13 protein-coding genes and 2 tRNA genes are annotated in these 13,650 nt (G+C 66.6%); 1 reads left to right on the top strand and 14 read right to left on the bottom strand.

Annotation, left to right across the window (positions count from 1 at the left end; genetic code table 11):
* Positions 1-32: 32 nt before the first annotated feature.
* The 14 genes from rpsO to rlmE all read right to left on the bottom strand — a co-directional run bounded on the left by rpsO (position 33) and on the right by rlmE (position 13,095).
* A complete protein-coding gene (gene rpsO / locus OP497_RS12565; RefSeq protein WP_280548892.1) occupies positions 33-302 on the bottom strand; it encodes a 30S ribosomal protein S15 in 270 nt (89 codons plus the stop codon).
* A 79-nt stretch (positions 303-381) separates the two neighbouring features.
* A complete protein-coding gene (gene truB, locus OP497_RS12560; protein ID WP_280548890.1) occupies positions 382-1,299 on the bottom strand; it encodes a tRNA pseudouridine(55) synthase TruB in 918 nt (305 codons plus the stop codon).
* On the bottom strand, positions 1,299-1,715 hold the full coding sequence (gene rbfA / locus OP497_RS12555; protein ID WP_280548888.1) for a 30S ribosome-binding factor RbfA: 417 nt from the start codon (positions 1,713-1,715) through the stop codon (positions 1,299-1,301). The genes truB and rbfA overlap by 1 nt, the downstream gene beginning before the upstream one ends.
* 18 nt (positions 1,716-1,733) lie before the next feature.
* A complete protein-coding gene (gene infB, locus OP497_RS12550) occupies positions 1,734-4,262 on the bottom strand; it encodes a translation initiation factor IF-2 (RefSeq protein ID WP_280548886.1) in 2,529 nt (842 codons plus the stop codon).
* A 27-nt stretch (positions 4,263-4,289) separates the two neighbouring features.
* Positions 4,290-5,783, bottom strand: coding sequence for a transcription termination factor NusA (gene nusA, locus OP497_RS12545; RefSeq protein WP_280548884.1), 1,494 nt, complete (start codon positions 5,781-5,783; stop codon positions 4,290-4,292).
* Positions 5,784-5,826: 43 nt separating this feature from the next.
* Complete coding sequence (gene rimP / locus OP497_RS12540; protein ID WP_280548882.1) at positions 5,827-6,285, bottom strand: ribosome maturation factor RimP; 459 nt, start codon at positions 6,283-6,285, stop codon at positions 5,827-5,829.
* A 216-nt stretch (positions 6,286-6,501) separates the two neighbouring features.
* Positions 6,502-6,578 (bottom strand) — tRNA-Met (locus OP497_RS12535).
* A gap of 111 nt (positions 6,579-6,689) precedes the next feature.
* Positions 6,690-6,776 (bottom strand) — tRNA-Leu (locus OP497_RS12530).
* Positions 6,777-6,799: 23 nt separating this feature from the next.
* Positions 6,800-7,159, bottom strand: coding sequence for a preprotein translocase subunit SecG (secG, locus tag OP497_RS12525; protein WP_280548880.1), 360 nt, complete (start codon positions 7,157-7,159; stop codon positions 6,800-6,802).
* A gap of 4 nt (positions 7,160-7,163) precedes the next feature.
* A complete protein-coding gene (gene tpiA, locus OP497_RS12520) occupies positions 7,164-7,913 on the bottom strand; it encodes a triose-phosphate isomerase (RefSeq protein WP_280548878.1) in 750 nt (249 codons plus the stop codon).
* Between the two features lie 81 nt (positions 7,914-7,994).
* Positions 7,995-9,344, bottom strand: a complete 1,350-nt coding sequence (gene glmM, locus OP497_RS12515; protein ID WP_280548876.1) for a phosphoglucosamine mutase — start codon at positions 9,342-9,344, stop codon at positions 7,995-7,997.
* Complete coding sequence (gene folP / locus OP497_RS12510) at positions 9,337-10,131, bottom strand: dihydropteroate synthase (protein ID WP_280548942.1); 795 nt, start codon at positions 10,129-10,131, stop codon at positions 9,337-9,339. The genes glmM and folP overlap by 8 nt, the downstream gene beginning before the upstream one ends.
* 134 nt (positions 10,132-10,265) lie before the next feature.
* Entirely contained in the window at positions 10,266-12,230 is a 1,965-nt protein-coding gene (ftsH, locus tag OP497_RS12505; protein WP_280548873.1) for an ATP-dependent zinc metalloprotease FtsH, read from the bottom strand.
* A 199-nt stretch (positions 12,231-12,429) separates the two neighbouring features.
* On the bottom strand, positions 12,430-13,095 hold the full coding sequence (rlmE, locus tag OP497_RS12500; RefSeq protein WP_280548871.1) for a 23S rRNA (uridine(2552)-2'-O)-methyltransferase RlmE: 666 nt from the start codon (positions 13,093-13,095) through the stop codon (positions 12,430-12,432).
* 193 nt (positions 13,096-13,288) lie between these two features.
* Here rlmE and yhbY point away from each other — a divergent pair, with 193 nt between their 5' ends.
* Positions 13,289-13,615: a ribosome assembly RNA-binding protein YhbY gene (gene yhbY / locus OP497_RS12495; protein WP_280548869.1), complete on the top strand. Its 327-nt coding sequence runs from the start codon at positions 13,289-13,291 to the stop codon at positions 13,613-13,615.
* Positions 13,616-13,650: the final 35 nt, after the last annotated feature.

Raw genomic sequence — 13,650 nt, 5'->3', positions numbered from 1 at the left:
TGCCCGTTTCGTTACCGCGTGGGATACGTCGCTTAGCGACGCAGGCCCAGACTCTGGATAAGCGACTGATAGCGCTCGAAATCCTTGCGCTTCAGGTAGTCCAGCAGCTTGCGGCGCTGGTTGACCATGCGAATCAGGCCACGACGGGAGTGGTGATCCTGCTTGTTGGTCTTGAAGTGATCCTGCAGGCCATCGATGTTGGCGCTCAGCAGGGCCACCTGCACTTCGGGGGAACCGGTGTCGTTCTCGACACGGCCGTACTCGCTGACGATTGTGGACTTCTGCTCGGCTGTCAGTGCCATCTGTCTCTCCAGTAATCAATATGCCTGAATGATAAGTGTGTGAGACCACGCATATTTGCAGTCTCGGGCGTCTTTTCCTTCAATCGGCTGCGCTGCTCAGCAGCCGTTTCGGCGCCACCTCCTGTGGCCCCGCCACCACGCCGAGACCTAGGAAGGCCCCGTCGCAGTAGAGTCTTGCCGTCTCGCCCCCAGCCAGCTCGCCGGCCTCGACCCGAGCCGACTGGCCATGGGTCAGTCGGCTGGCCACCGCGGCATCGACCTCGAGCCGCGGCAGGTGGTCGACCAGCACGTCGACGGGCAGTAGCACCGCCTCGCGCTCGGCCTGGCCGGGCAAGGCCTCCAGCGCGCCGAGGGTCAGCATGCCCTCGCTCGTGAAGGGGCCCGTCGCCAGGCGGCGCAGCATGCTGATGTGCGCTCCGCAGCCCAGGGCCTGGCCGATGTCCTCGGCCAGGGTACGGATATAAGTGCCCTTGCTGACGCGCACTTCGAGTTCGAAGGCGGTGTCGGCATGGGCAAGAAAGCGCGCATCATACACCGTCACGCGCCTGGCTGCACGCTCGATCGACTTGCCCTCGCGGGCCAGCTCGTAGAGCTTGCGCCCCTGGCGCTTGAGTGCCGAGTACATCGGCGGCACCTGATCGATCTCACCGCGGAAGCGCGCGACCACGCCCGCCACATCGGCCTCGGTCAGGCGGGGCACCTCGCGGCGCTCGACCACCTCGCCCTCGGCATCACCGGTGTCGGTGATCACGCCGAGCTCCACCCGGGTGCGGTAGACCTTATCGGCCTCCAGCAGGTGGGCGGAGAACTTGGTCGCCTCACCGAAACACATCGGCAGCAAGCCGGTGGCCATGGGATCCAGGGTTCCCGTATGGCCTGCCTTCTGGGCCTGGAACAGGCGCCTCGCCCGCTGCAGGACATGGTTGCTGGACGCCCCTGCAGGCTTGTCCAGCAGCAGCACACCGTTCACCGGCAGTCCGCGACGTCGCCGTGCCATCAGTCGCGCTCGCTCCCGCCCTCGGAGGCGTCGTCCTCCGACGCCTCGTCATGCAGGTCGCGGTCGCTGGCGACAGCCTCGTCGATCAGCGACGACAGCCGTTGGCCGCGCACCACGCTCTCGTCGTAGTGGAAGCGCAGTTCCGGCACATGGCGCAGCTTGATCCGCCGGGCGATCTGGCTGCGCAGGAAACCGGCGGCCCGCTTGAGCACCGCCAGGTTCTCCTTGATGCGCTCCGGGGTCTGCTCGCCCAGCAGAGTCACGTGGACGTCGGCATAGCCAAGGTCACGGCTGACCTCGACGCCGCTGACGGTAACCATGCCCAGCCGTGGATCCTTGACCTCGCGCTGGATGAGCACCGCCAGCTCCTTCTGGAGCTGGTCGGCAACCCGGTCGGTACGCTTGAATTCCCGCATGGTCGACTCCTAGGGGCCTTAGAGGGTCCGCTCGACCTTGACCTGATCGAAGACCTCGATCTTGTCGCCGACCTGGACATCGTTGTAGTTCTTCACGCCGATGCCGCACTCCATGCCGTTGCGCACTTCCTGGACGTCGTCCTTGAAGCGGCGCAGCGACTCGAGCTCGCCTTCGTAGATGACCACGTTGTCACGCAGCACACGGATCTTCTTGTTGCGGTGAACGGTGCCCTCGACCACCATGCAGCCGGCCACGGCACCGATCTTGGGTGCACGGAAGACATCACGAACCTCGGCCACGCCGACGATCTCTTCCTTCCACTCCGGTGCCAGCATGCCGCTCATGGCCTGCTTGACCTCGTCGATCAGCTGGTAGATGACGCTGTAGTAGCGCAGGTCCAGGCCTTCACGCTCGATGATCTCGCGGGCAGCGGCATCGGCACGCACGTTGAAGCCGACCACGATGGCGTCACTGGCCAGCGCCAGGTTGGCGTCGGTACCGGTGATGCCACCCACGCCAGAAGAGACCACGGCCACTTCCACCTCGTCGGTAGAGAGCTCTTCCAGGGCGCCCTTGATGGCTTCCAGGGAACCCTGGACGTCGGCCTTGAGCACGATGTTGAGCTTGGCGGCAACGTCCTTGCCCATCTGGCTGAACATGTTCTCCAGCTTGGCCTTCTGCTGACGCGCCAGGCGCACCTCGCGGTACTTGCCCTGACGGAAGTTGGCGACCTCGCGGGCCTTCTTCTCGTCGGCCAGCACCATGAAGTCGTCACCCGCCTCGGGCGTGCCGCCCAGGCCCTGGATCTCCACCGGGCTGGACGGACCGGCCTCGTCGACCTGCTTGCCCAGCTCGTTGGTCAGCGCGCGGACACGGCCGTAGTGCAGGCCGGCCAGCACGATGTCGCCCTTCTTCAGGGTACCGTTCTGGACCAGCACCGTGGCCACCGGACCGCGCCCCTTGTCCAGGCGCGACTCGACCACCACGCCCTTGCCGGGCGCCTCGGGGACGGCCTTGAGCTCGAGCACCTCGGAGACCAGCTGGATGGATTCCAGCAGCTCCTCGATGCCCTCGCCGGTGTGCGCGGAGACATACACGAACTGGGTGTCGCCACCCCACTGTTCGGAGATGACACCATGCTGGGAGAGCTCGTTCTTGATCCGGTCCAGGTCGATACCCGGCTTGTCGATCTTGTTGACCGCGACCACCATCGGCACCTCGGCAGCGCGCGAGTGCTCGATCGCCTCGATGGTCTGGGGCATGACGCCATCATCGGCGGCCACCACCAGCACGACCACGTCGGTGGCCTTGGCACCGCGGGCACGCATGGCGGTGAACGCCGCGTGGCCCGGGGTATCCAGGAAGGTCACGCCACCGTGATCATCCTCCACATGGTAGGCACCGATGTGCTGGGTGATGCCGCCGGCTTCACCGGTGGCCACCTTGGCCTTGCGGATGTAGTCGAGCAGCGAGGTCTTGCCGTGGTCGACGTGACCCATGACCGTGACCACCGGCGAGCGGGTGATCTCCTCGCCCTCGTAGGAGATGCCCTCGAGGACCTCGGTCTCCAGCGCATCGTCCTTGACCAGCTTGGGCTTGTGGCCCATCTCCTCGACCACGATGGCCGCGGTGTCCTGGTCGATGGTCTGGTTGATGGTCACCGCCGCACCCATGTTGAACATGGCCTTGATGACCTCGTTCGCCTTGATCGACATCTTGTCGGCCAGGTCGGCGACGCTGATCGACTCGGGGATGGAGACCTCGCGGACGATCGGCTGGGTCGGCTTCTGGAAGCCGTGCTTGCCGCCACCGCCCTGGCTGGGGCCACCGCGGCGGCCGCCACGACGCTCGGCGCGCTTGGCCTTCTTGCCGCCACGGCGACGCTCCTCGCGATCACCACGATCCTCTTCGTCACGCTCGCCACGGCCCTTCTTGCCGGTGCCGGCCTTGGTGGTGGCCTTCTTGACGGCGGCGCGGCGCGACTCGGGACGTCCCTCCTTGGGCGGGGCCGGGGGCTCCTCCGCGGGCGGGGTGGTGTCGAGCTCCGGCACCGGAATCTCGGGTTCGACGGCAGCCTTCTCGGCCTCGAGCTTGGCCGCGGCCTCGCGGGCGGACTCCTCGGCGGCACGCGCCTTGGCTTCCTCGGCCTCGCGAGCATCCTTGGCGGCCTGGGCCTGCTGGGAATCGGCCATGTCGCCCACCAGCTGGCGCGGCCCGGCGTCTTCCACCGGCTCCGGCGTGGTCTCTTCCTCGGCACGCTTGACGTAGGTGCGCTTCTTGCGCACCTGCACCTCGATGCTCTTGCCGCGCTCACCGGTCTTGATGCGGCTGCGCGTCTTGCGCGTCAGGGTGATGCGGTTCTTCGCCCCCGCGCCGCTGCCGCCATGGCTCTTGGTGAGATAGTCGAGTAGCTGACGCTTGTCCTCCTCGGACACGGCGTCACTCTCGGCCTTCTGACCAAGCCCGGCTTCCTTCATCTGCTCCAGCAGGCGAGGCACATCGCGCCCCACCTTCGCTGCAAAATCCTTAACGGTCATTTCTGACATTACGACCCTCCTCAGCCCGTGACCCGTTTACTGTTCGTTCTCGAACCATGGCGCACGGGCAGTCATGATCAGTGCCGCGGCGCGCTCCTCGTCTATCCCCTCGATGTCCAGCAGGTCATCGACGGACTGCTCGGCCAGGTCCTCCATGGTGACAATGCCCTGGCTGGCCAGGATGAAGGCCAGGTGGCGCTCCATACCGTCCATCTCCAGCAGGTCGTCGGCCGGCTGGGCGCCATCGAGCTCCTCCTCGGAGGCGATGGCCAGGTTCAGTAGTTCATCCTTGGCACGAGCGCGCAGCTCCTCGATGGTCTCCTCGTCGAACTCCTCGATCTCCAGCATCTCCTCGACCGGCACGTAGGCGACCTCCTCCAGGGAGGTGAAGCCCTCCTCCACCAGCAGGCGCGCCACGTCCTCGTCGATGTCCAGGTGCTGGATGAAATGCTCGACCAGGCTATCGATCTCCTGATCGCGCTTATCCTCGGCCTCATCCTCGGTCATGACGTTGAGACGCCATCCGGTGAGCTCCGAGGCCAGGCGCACGTTCTGGCCACTGCGGCCGATGGCCTGGGCCAGGTTGTCCTCGGCGACGGCCACATCCATGGCATGGGACTCCTCGTCGACGAGGATCGAGGCGACATCTGCCGGCGCCATGGCGTTGATCACCAGCTGGGCCGGATTGTCGTCCCACAACACGATGTCGACGCGCTCGTTCTGCAGCTCCGAGGACACCGCCTGCACCCGGGAACCGCGCATGCCCACGCAGGCCCCCACGGGATCGATGCGCCGGTCGTTGGTCTTGACCGCGATCTTGGCCCGCGAGCCCGGGTCGCGTGCCGCGCCCTTGATCTCGATGAGCTGCTCGGCGATCTCCGGCACCTCGATGCTGAACAGCTCGATGATCAGCTCCGGGCAGGTACGCGACAGGATCAGCTGGGCGCCGCGCGCCTCGGGATCGACCTTGACCAGCAGCGCGCGGACCCGCTCGTTCATGCGGTAGCGCTCGCCGGGGATCATCTCGCTGCGTGGCAGGAAGGCTTCGGCATTCTCGCCGAGATCGATGATCAGGCCGTCGCGTGTCGTCTTCTTGACGATGCCGGCGACCAGTTCACCCTCGCGCTCGGCATACTGGCGCACCACCTCGGCCCGCTCGGCCTCGCGCACCTTCTGCACGATGACCTGCTTGGCGGTCTGGGCGGCGATCCGGCCGAAGGAGGCGTTCTCGATGCGTTCCTCGACCACGTCACCCAGCCCCAGCGGCGGGTCACGGCGTTCGGCGAAGGAGAGCTTGATCTGGGCATCGGGCCCGTCGAAGTCATCGTCCTCGACCACCTCCCAGCGACGGAACGTCTCGTAGTCGCCGGTATCGCGGTCGATGTGCACGCGCACGCTGGCTTCCACGTCCTCGAAGCGCTTGCGCGATGCACTGGCCAGGGCCGCCTCGACGGCCTCGAAGATCACCTCGCGGGGGACCCCCTTTTCGTTGGAGATCGCGTCGACGACCGCCAGAATTTCTTTACTCATGCCTTAGCCTCGCCAGTGAACCTGTCCTTATGCACCGAGCTCATCACGTGAACTGCGGGACGACCCGCGCCTGATCGATGCCCTCGATGGGAAAGCAATATTCCTCGCCGTCGATCTGCAGCAGCACCTCGTCACTCTCGACCCCGGCCAGCAGCCCCTGGAACTTGCGCCGCCCGTCGAAGGGCAGGCGCAGCTTCACGGCCACCACATGACCGGCGTAGCGCGCGAACTGCTCGAGGGTGAACAGCGGCCGGTCCATGCCCGGCGAGGAGACTTCCAGCCGATACTCGCCGGGCACAGGGTCCTCGACATCGAGCACCGCACTGACCTGGCGGCTGACATCGGCGCAATCGTCCACGCTCACCCCGTCCTGGTGATCGATGTAGATCACCAGACGAGAATGTTTGCCCTGGGACAGATGATCGATGCCCCATAGCTCGAACCCCATGGCGGAGACCACCGGTTCGATCAGCGCATGCAGCGCAGCATCCTTGATTGCCACGGAAGAAAGCTCCTACAGCCGTTGCATCAGGCACCTGGCCGGGAGTGAAGAGAAGAGTCAGGTGGCTGATTGGCGTTGCCCGGAACAGCGCCGCCGTCTCCGGCTGGCAAGCTGCTAACAAAAAGCCCCTTCACAGGAAGGGGCTTTCACAAGAAACCTGTATACCACTTCGGCTCTCTGGCATGCCCCTCAACATCTGCATGCCTGCCAAGAAGATGGTAGCGGGGACCGGATTTGAACCGATGACCTTCGGGTTATGAGCCCGACGAGCTACCAGACTGCTCCACCCCGCATCAATCTAGGCCGGTGATTGTAAGCCCGCATGACGGCTTCGTCAAGCGGCAACACCGCATACTGCCAATCCTGCTTCGAAGTCCCGAAAATTGCCTCGACCACTTCGTCGTTGGTGCCGAAGGCGGGACTTGAACCCGCACGACCATAAGGCCACTACCCCCTCAAGATAGCGTGTCTACCAATTCCACCACTTCGGCATCGGGGAGACTGGATGACGACATCAGCCGCCGCTTTCCTCCAGCACTGGCGCCGTATTATCCACATTGCGGCCAGTATCGTCAAGGGTCGGCACGGCATTCTGCTGCTCGATCATCTCGGCATCGGGAATGCCGGCCTCGGGCGCCTCGCCGGCCTGGGAGGCGAACCAGGCCAGGGTCAGGGAGGTGGCGAAGAAGGCCACCGCCAGCAGCCCGGTAAACTTCGCCAGGAAGCTGCCGCTGCCCTGCGAGCCGAACACGGTCTGGGAGGCACCGCCACCGAAGGCGGCACCGGCTTCGGCGCCCTTGCCCTGCTGCAGCAGGATCAGGACGACCAGGGCGATGGCGATCGCCACATGGGTCATGAGAATGGCAACTTGCATGGATTCAACCTGCTGACTGACAAATGGCTAGGAAATCGTCGACCTTGAGCGAAGCACCGCCCACCAGGCCGCCGTCGATATCGGGCTGGGCGAGCAGCTCGGCGGCATTATCCGCCTTCATGCTGCCGCCGTACAGCAGACGCATGCCGCCGGCCAGCGCCTGGTCGTAGCGCGCCAGGCAGCCGCGGATGGCCGCATGCACCACCTGGGCCTGCTCGGGGCTCGCGGTGCGCCCGGTGCCGATGGCCCAGACGGGCTCATAGGCGACCTCCAGGCGAGCGCGCTCGGACTCGTCGAGGGCGTCGAACACCGCCTCGACCTGGCCCAGCACCACCGCCTCGGTACGCTCGGCCTCGCGCTCCTCGAGGGTCTCGCCGACGCACAGCACCGGCGTGAGCCGCTCGGCCAGGGCCGCCTTGACGCGCGCCAGGACCGCGGCATCGTCCTCGCCGAACAGGGTGCGTCGCTCCGAGTGGCCGACCAGCACCAGCCGGGCCCCGCACTCGCGCAGCATCGCCGCACTGACCTCGCCGGTGAAGGCCCCCGAGGGGCGGTCGCTAAGCGTCTGGGCGCCGACCGTCACCGACGTCTCGCCCAGCGCCCGGCCCGCCGCTTCCAGAAAAGGGAAGGGCACCATCAGTGCCACCTCGACGTTGACGGGCAGGGCGCCATCGGCGAAGGCCCGGCCGAACGCCTCGACCAGGGCCAGGGAGCCGTTCATCTTCCAGTTTCCGGCGATCAGCGGCATGCGCATGGGGGTTCCTCTTTCAAGGTGGTGCGAAATGGTATAGGAGGCGCCCATTCAAGACAACCGGCCCCGGGCCGCCTGCCCCGCTCAGCCGAGCAACGCTTCGACGTCGCCGGCCAGGCGACGCGCCAGGGCGTCGACGTCCAGGTGGGGGCGGCCCTCGACCATCACGCGGATCAGCGGCTCGGTGCCCGAGGCCCGCAGCAGCACGCGCCCCTGGTCGCCCAGTTCCGTCTCCAGGCTGCCCACCGCCTGCTTGAGGGAGGCCCGCCCCAGCAGGGCCTTGGCATCGCTGCCCGGCGTCAGGCGCACGTTGACCAGCGCCTGGGGCGCCTTCTGCAGGCCGGCGAGCAGGCGACCCAGCGACTGCTGCTCGCGGACCATGATCGCCAGCACCTGCAGCGCCGAGACGATGCCGTCGCCGGTGGTCTGCACATGGCCGCAGACGATATGGCCGGAGGACTCGCCGCCGAGCTGCCAGCCGTTGGCGGCCAGCCGCTCCATGACGTAGCGGTCCCCGACCCGGGCACGCTCGAAGGGGATGTCGAGCTCGCCCATGGCGGCCGCCAGGCCGAAGTTGGACATCAGGGTACCCACCACGCCACCACCCAGCTCGCCCCGGGCATGGCGATCCCTGGCGATCAGGTAGAGGATGTCGTCGCCGTCGATCTCGCGGCCGTCGGCATCCACCAGCAGCACCCGGTCGCCGTCGCCGTCGAAGGCTACCCCGAGGTCGGCCCCTTGCTGGATCACCGCCGCCCTCAGCGCGGCGGGGTGGGTCGAGCCCACCTCCTGGTTGATGTTCAGGCCGTCCGGGGTGGCCCCGATCAGGCTGACCTGGGCGCCCAGCTCGCGGAACACGCTGGGCGCGATATGGTAGGTGGCGCCGTGGGCGCAGTCGAGGACCATCTTCAGCCCGTGCAGGCTGACCCGATCGGGGATGGTCGACTTGCAGAACTCGATGTAGCGACCGGGGGCATCATCGACCCGCATCGCCTTGCCCAGGCGGTCCGGCGCCACGGTGGTCAGCGCCTCCTCGAGCATGGCCTCGATGCGCGCCTCGACTTCGTCGGCCAGCTTGGTGCCGGCGGCGGAGAAGAACTTGATGCCGTTGTCCTGGAAGGGGTTGTGGGAGGCCGAGATGACGATGCCCGCGTCGGCGCGGAAGGTACGCGTCAGGTAGGCAATCGCCGGGGTCGGCATGGGCCCCAGCAGCATCACGTCGACACCGGCGGCGGAGAGGCCCGCCTCCAGGGCCGACTCGAACATGTAGCCCGAGATCCGCGTGTCCTTGCCGATCATCACCCGGGGACGCCCCTTGTCCCGGGTCAGCACCCGGCCAGTGGCCCAGCCCAGCTTGAGCATGAAATCGGCCGTGATGGGGGGCTCCCCCACGGTGCCGCGGATGCCGTCGGTGCCGAAATAGCGTCTAGTCATGCGGACTGCCTTCCTCGAGTACGGCCCAGGTCATGTTCACCGCGTCCACGTGGGGCCCCACGTCGTGGACGCGCAGGATACGGGCGCCACGCTCCACCGCCAGGGCGGAGAGCGCCAGGCCGCCGGAGAGGCGCTCCTCCACCGGCCGCCCCAACACCTTGCCGATCATGCTCTTGCGCGACATGCCCACCAGCAGCGGCAGCCCGAGCTCCCCCAGGCGGTCCATGTGCTTGAGCAGCCGCAAGTTATGTTCCACCGACTTGGCGAAGCCGAAGCCCGGGTCGAGCAGCATACGCTCGCGACGCAACCCGGCGGCCTCGCAGGCCGCTACTCGCTGGGCCAGGAAGGCGGCCACGGCCTCCTCTACCGGCCGATCGTAGCGCGGGTCGTCCTGCATGTCGCCGGGCTCGCCGAGCATGTGCATCAGGCATACCGGCAACCCGCTGGCGACCGCCGCCGAGAGGGCGCCCTCGCGGCGCAGGTTGCGCACATCGTTGATCATGCCGGCGCCAGCCTGCCCCGTCGCCTGCATCACCTCGGGCGTGCTGGTGTCCACCGAGACCAGGGCATCGAACTCGCACACCAGGGCCTCCACCACCGGCACCACCCGATCCAGCTCCTGCTGGACCGAGACCGGCTCGGCACCGGGACGCGTGGACTCGCCGCCCACGTCGATGATTGAGGCCCCCTCGGCCAGCATCCGTTCGGCATGACGCAGGGCGTCATCCGGCACCGCATGGCGGCCGCCGTCGGAGAAGGAGTCGGGGGTGACGTTGAGGATCCCCATGATGTGGGGAAAGGAGAGGTCGAGCCGGTGCCGGCCACACGGCAGATACATCGGTGTACGGGTATCCATTATCTTCCTGCTGGTCGAACGGCAAAGGCGCCCCGCAGGGCGCCTGTGGTCGCTGGCGGACGGCCTCAGCTGCCGGCCGGGCCACCGAGCGGATCGGAGGGCCGACGCCTGGGCGTCTCATCGTCCTCGGCATCATCGCTCGACTCCGGGGTGGAGTCGGCGCGCGGCTCGCCGCCGGAGGGCGCCCCGCTGCCTGGATCGTCCCAGCCCTCGGGGGGGTTCGGATCACGTCCGTCCATGATGTCCTTGAGCTGATAGGAGTCGATGGTCTCGTACTTCATCAGCGCCTCGGCCATGGCATCGAGCTTGTCGCGGTTCTCCTCGAGGATCTTCTTCGCCTGCTCGTAGCAACCGTCGATGATCTTGCGCACCTCCTTGTCCAGCCTGGAGGTGGTCTCGCCGGACTTGAGCTTGGCGCCCTGGCCGGGCCCGCCGAGGAACTGGTGGGACTCGTCCTCGTCGTACATGATCGGCCCCATCTCCTCGGAGAGGCCCCACTTGGCGACCATGTTGTGCGCCAGCTCGGTGGCCCGCTTGATATCGTTGGAGGCACCGGTGGTGACGCCGTTCGGCCCCAGCGTCATCTCCTCGGCGATGCGGCCACCGAACAGCGAGCAGATCTGGCTGATGATCTGCTGGCGAGAGAGGCTGTAGCGATCCTCCTCCGGCAGGAACATGGTCACGCCCAGCGCCCGGCCGCGGGGGATGATGGTCACCTTGTAGACCGGGTCGTGCTCCGGCATCACCAGGCCGATGATGGCATGGCCCGACTCGTGGTAGGCGGTATTGAGCTTCTCCTTGTCGGTCATGACCATGGACTTGCGCTCGGCGCCCATCATGATCTTGTCCTTGGCCATGTCGAGCTCTTCCATGCTCACCAGGCGCTTGTTGCGGCGTGCGGCGAACAGCGCGGCCTCGTTGACCAGGTTGGCCAGGTCGGCGCCGGAGAAGCCCGGGGTGCCGCGGGCGATCAGCGACGGCTTGACGTCGTCGGCCAGCGGCACCTTGCGCAGGTGCACGTTGAGGATGTGCTCGCGACCGCGGATGTCCGGCAGCGGCACCACCACCTGGCGGTCGAAGCGGCCCGGGCGCAGCAGCGCCGGGTCGAGCACGTCGGGACGGTTGGTGGCGGCGATGACGATGATGCCCTCGTTGGGCTCGAAGCCGTCCATCTCGACCAGCAGCTGGTTGAGGGTCTGCTCGCGCTCGTCGTTGCCGCCACCCATGCCGGCGCCACGCGAGCGGCCCACGGCGTCGATCTCGTCGATGAAGATGATGCAGGGCGCCTGCTTCTTGGCCTGCTCGAACATGTCACGCACGCGGGACGCGCCGACACCCACGAACATCTCGACGAAGTCGGAGCCGGAAATCGAGAAGAATGGCACCTTGGCCTCGCCGGCGATGGACTTGGCGAGCAGCGTCTTGCCGGTCCCCGGCGGACCCACCATCAGCACGCCGCGGGGAATGGTGCCGCCCAGGCGCTGGAACTTGGTCGGGTCACGCAGGAAGTCGACCAGCTCCTCGACCTCCTCCTTGGCCTCGTCGCAGCCGGCGACATCGGAGAAGGTGGTCTTGATCTGGTCCTGGGAGAGCAGCTTGGCCTTGGACTTGCCGAAGCTCATCGGGCCGCCCTTGCCGGCACCACCGCCCTGCATCTGGCGCATGAAGAACATGAAGATCGCCAGGATCAGCAAGATCGGGAAGCTGGCAATCAGCAGGCGCATCCACAGGCTCTGCTGCTCGGGCTCCTTGCCCACCACGGTGACGTTGTTGGAGAGCAGGTCGTCCATCAGCTTGGGATCCTCCGCCGACGGGCGGATGGTCCGGAACTGGGAACCGTCGGTACGCTCACCGGTGATGGTGTAGCCATCGATGGTCACGTTGCGGATCTTCTCGTTCTGCACCTGCTGGACGAACTGGGAATAGTTCATCGCCTGCGGTGAGGTGTCGACGCTGAAGTTGTTGAACACCGTCAGCAACACTGCCGCGATGACCAACCACAGAATCAGGTTCTTCGCCATATCGTTCAAGGGACTACCCTCATTGCAAGAATCTGTCGGCCGAAAATGCCTAGTCTTTCGACACTACATGAGCGGCACATGTTCAGCCAGCCTCCGGCCGGAGCGGGAAACAACCGCCACTGTGACACAGTCGCGACGCCGTGTCCGGCCATCGGCCCGTTAGGCGCTGCCTATCGTGGCAGCGCTGTTGTGCGGCCGTGGGCATGCCTCAGCCGCGAAACCCTTCTGCCAGCAGGTAGACCTCGCGAGAACGCGCCCGGGAGGCCTCCGGCTTGCGGGTCACCACCCGCGTGAAGCTGCCGCGCAGCTCCTTGAGAAATGCGTCGAACCCCTCGCCCTGGAACACCTTGGCCAGGAAGGTGCCGCCGGGCGAGAGCGTCTGGCGCGCCAGGTCCAGCGCCAGCTCGACAAGGGCCATCGCCTGGGGCTGGTCGATAGCCGCCATGCCGCTCATGTTGGGGGCCATGTCGGACATCACCAGGTCCACCGGCCGATCGCCGAGCCGGCCAAGGATCGCCTCGAGCACGCTCTCCTCGGTGAAGTCGCCCTGGATGAAGTCGACATCCGCCAGGGCATCCATCTCGAGGATGTCGGAGGCGATCACCACCCCCTCGGAGCCGACCTTCTCGGCGGCCACTTGGCTCCAGCCGCCGGGCGCGGCGCCCAGGTCGATCACCGTCATCCCGCGCCGCAGCAGGCGGTCCTTCTCATCCAGCGCCAGCAGCTTGTAACTGGCGCGACTGCGATAGCCGTCCTGCCAGCGCTGCTGCACGAAGCGGTCGTCGAAGTGCTCCTTCAACCAGTCCTTGCTGGTCTTGCTGGGCGGCGCCTTGCCGGCGGCGCCCTTGGAGCGAGAAGCGTTGGAACGTGCCACGGCATCACCTGTGAATGACCATGAATGACAGGCAGTCGAGCGGATTCCGGGAAGACCTGATGGAGGTACGACGGGGTGCTGACCTGCGGGCCCGGCCGGAGGAAACATGCGGGGACACGGCGGCGAGCTTTCGCCGCGCGGCGTTTCGCCGTACCATGTGCGCTGCGCGCCAACCGGGAAGAAGCAAGATACCATGAGCTTGTCACAGGCACAAAAGAAAGCATTCCGCAGCATCGGCCACCACCTCGACCCCGTGGTCACCATCTCCGAGAACGGGGCCTCCGAAGGCGTGCTGGCCGAGCTCGACCGCGCCCTCTCCGACCATGAGCTGGTCAAGGTCAAGCTCGCCCTGCCCGACCGTGATGACCGCACCGCCATGCTCGACGAGCTGGTCGCGGCGAGCGGTGCCGAGCTGGTCCAGAAGATCGGCAAGATGGCCCTGCTCTACCGCCACAACCCCCGGGTCAACCCGAAGCTCTCCAACATCACGCGCTTCGAGAACCACCACGGGCGGCGCTGAGCCACCGCGCTTCGCGCGAGCTGTAAGCCATAAGC

Source organism: Halomonas sp. 11-S5, from assembly GCF_029889825.1.
In the GTDB taxonomy this organism is placed as follows: domain Bacteria; phylum Pseudomonadota; class Gammaproteobacteria; order Pseudomonadales; family Halomonadaceae; genus Halomonas.
This window is presented reverse-complemented; position numbering and strand designations above follow the sequence as displayed.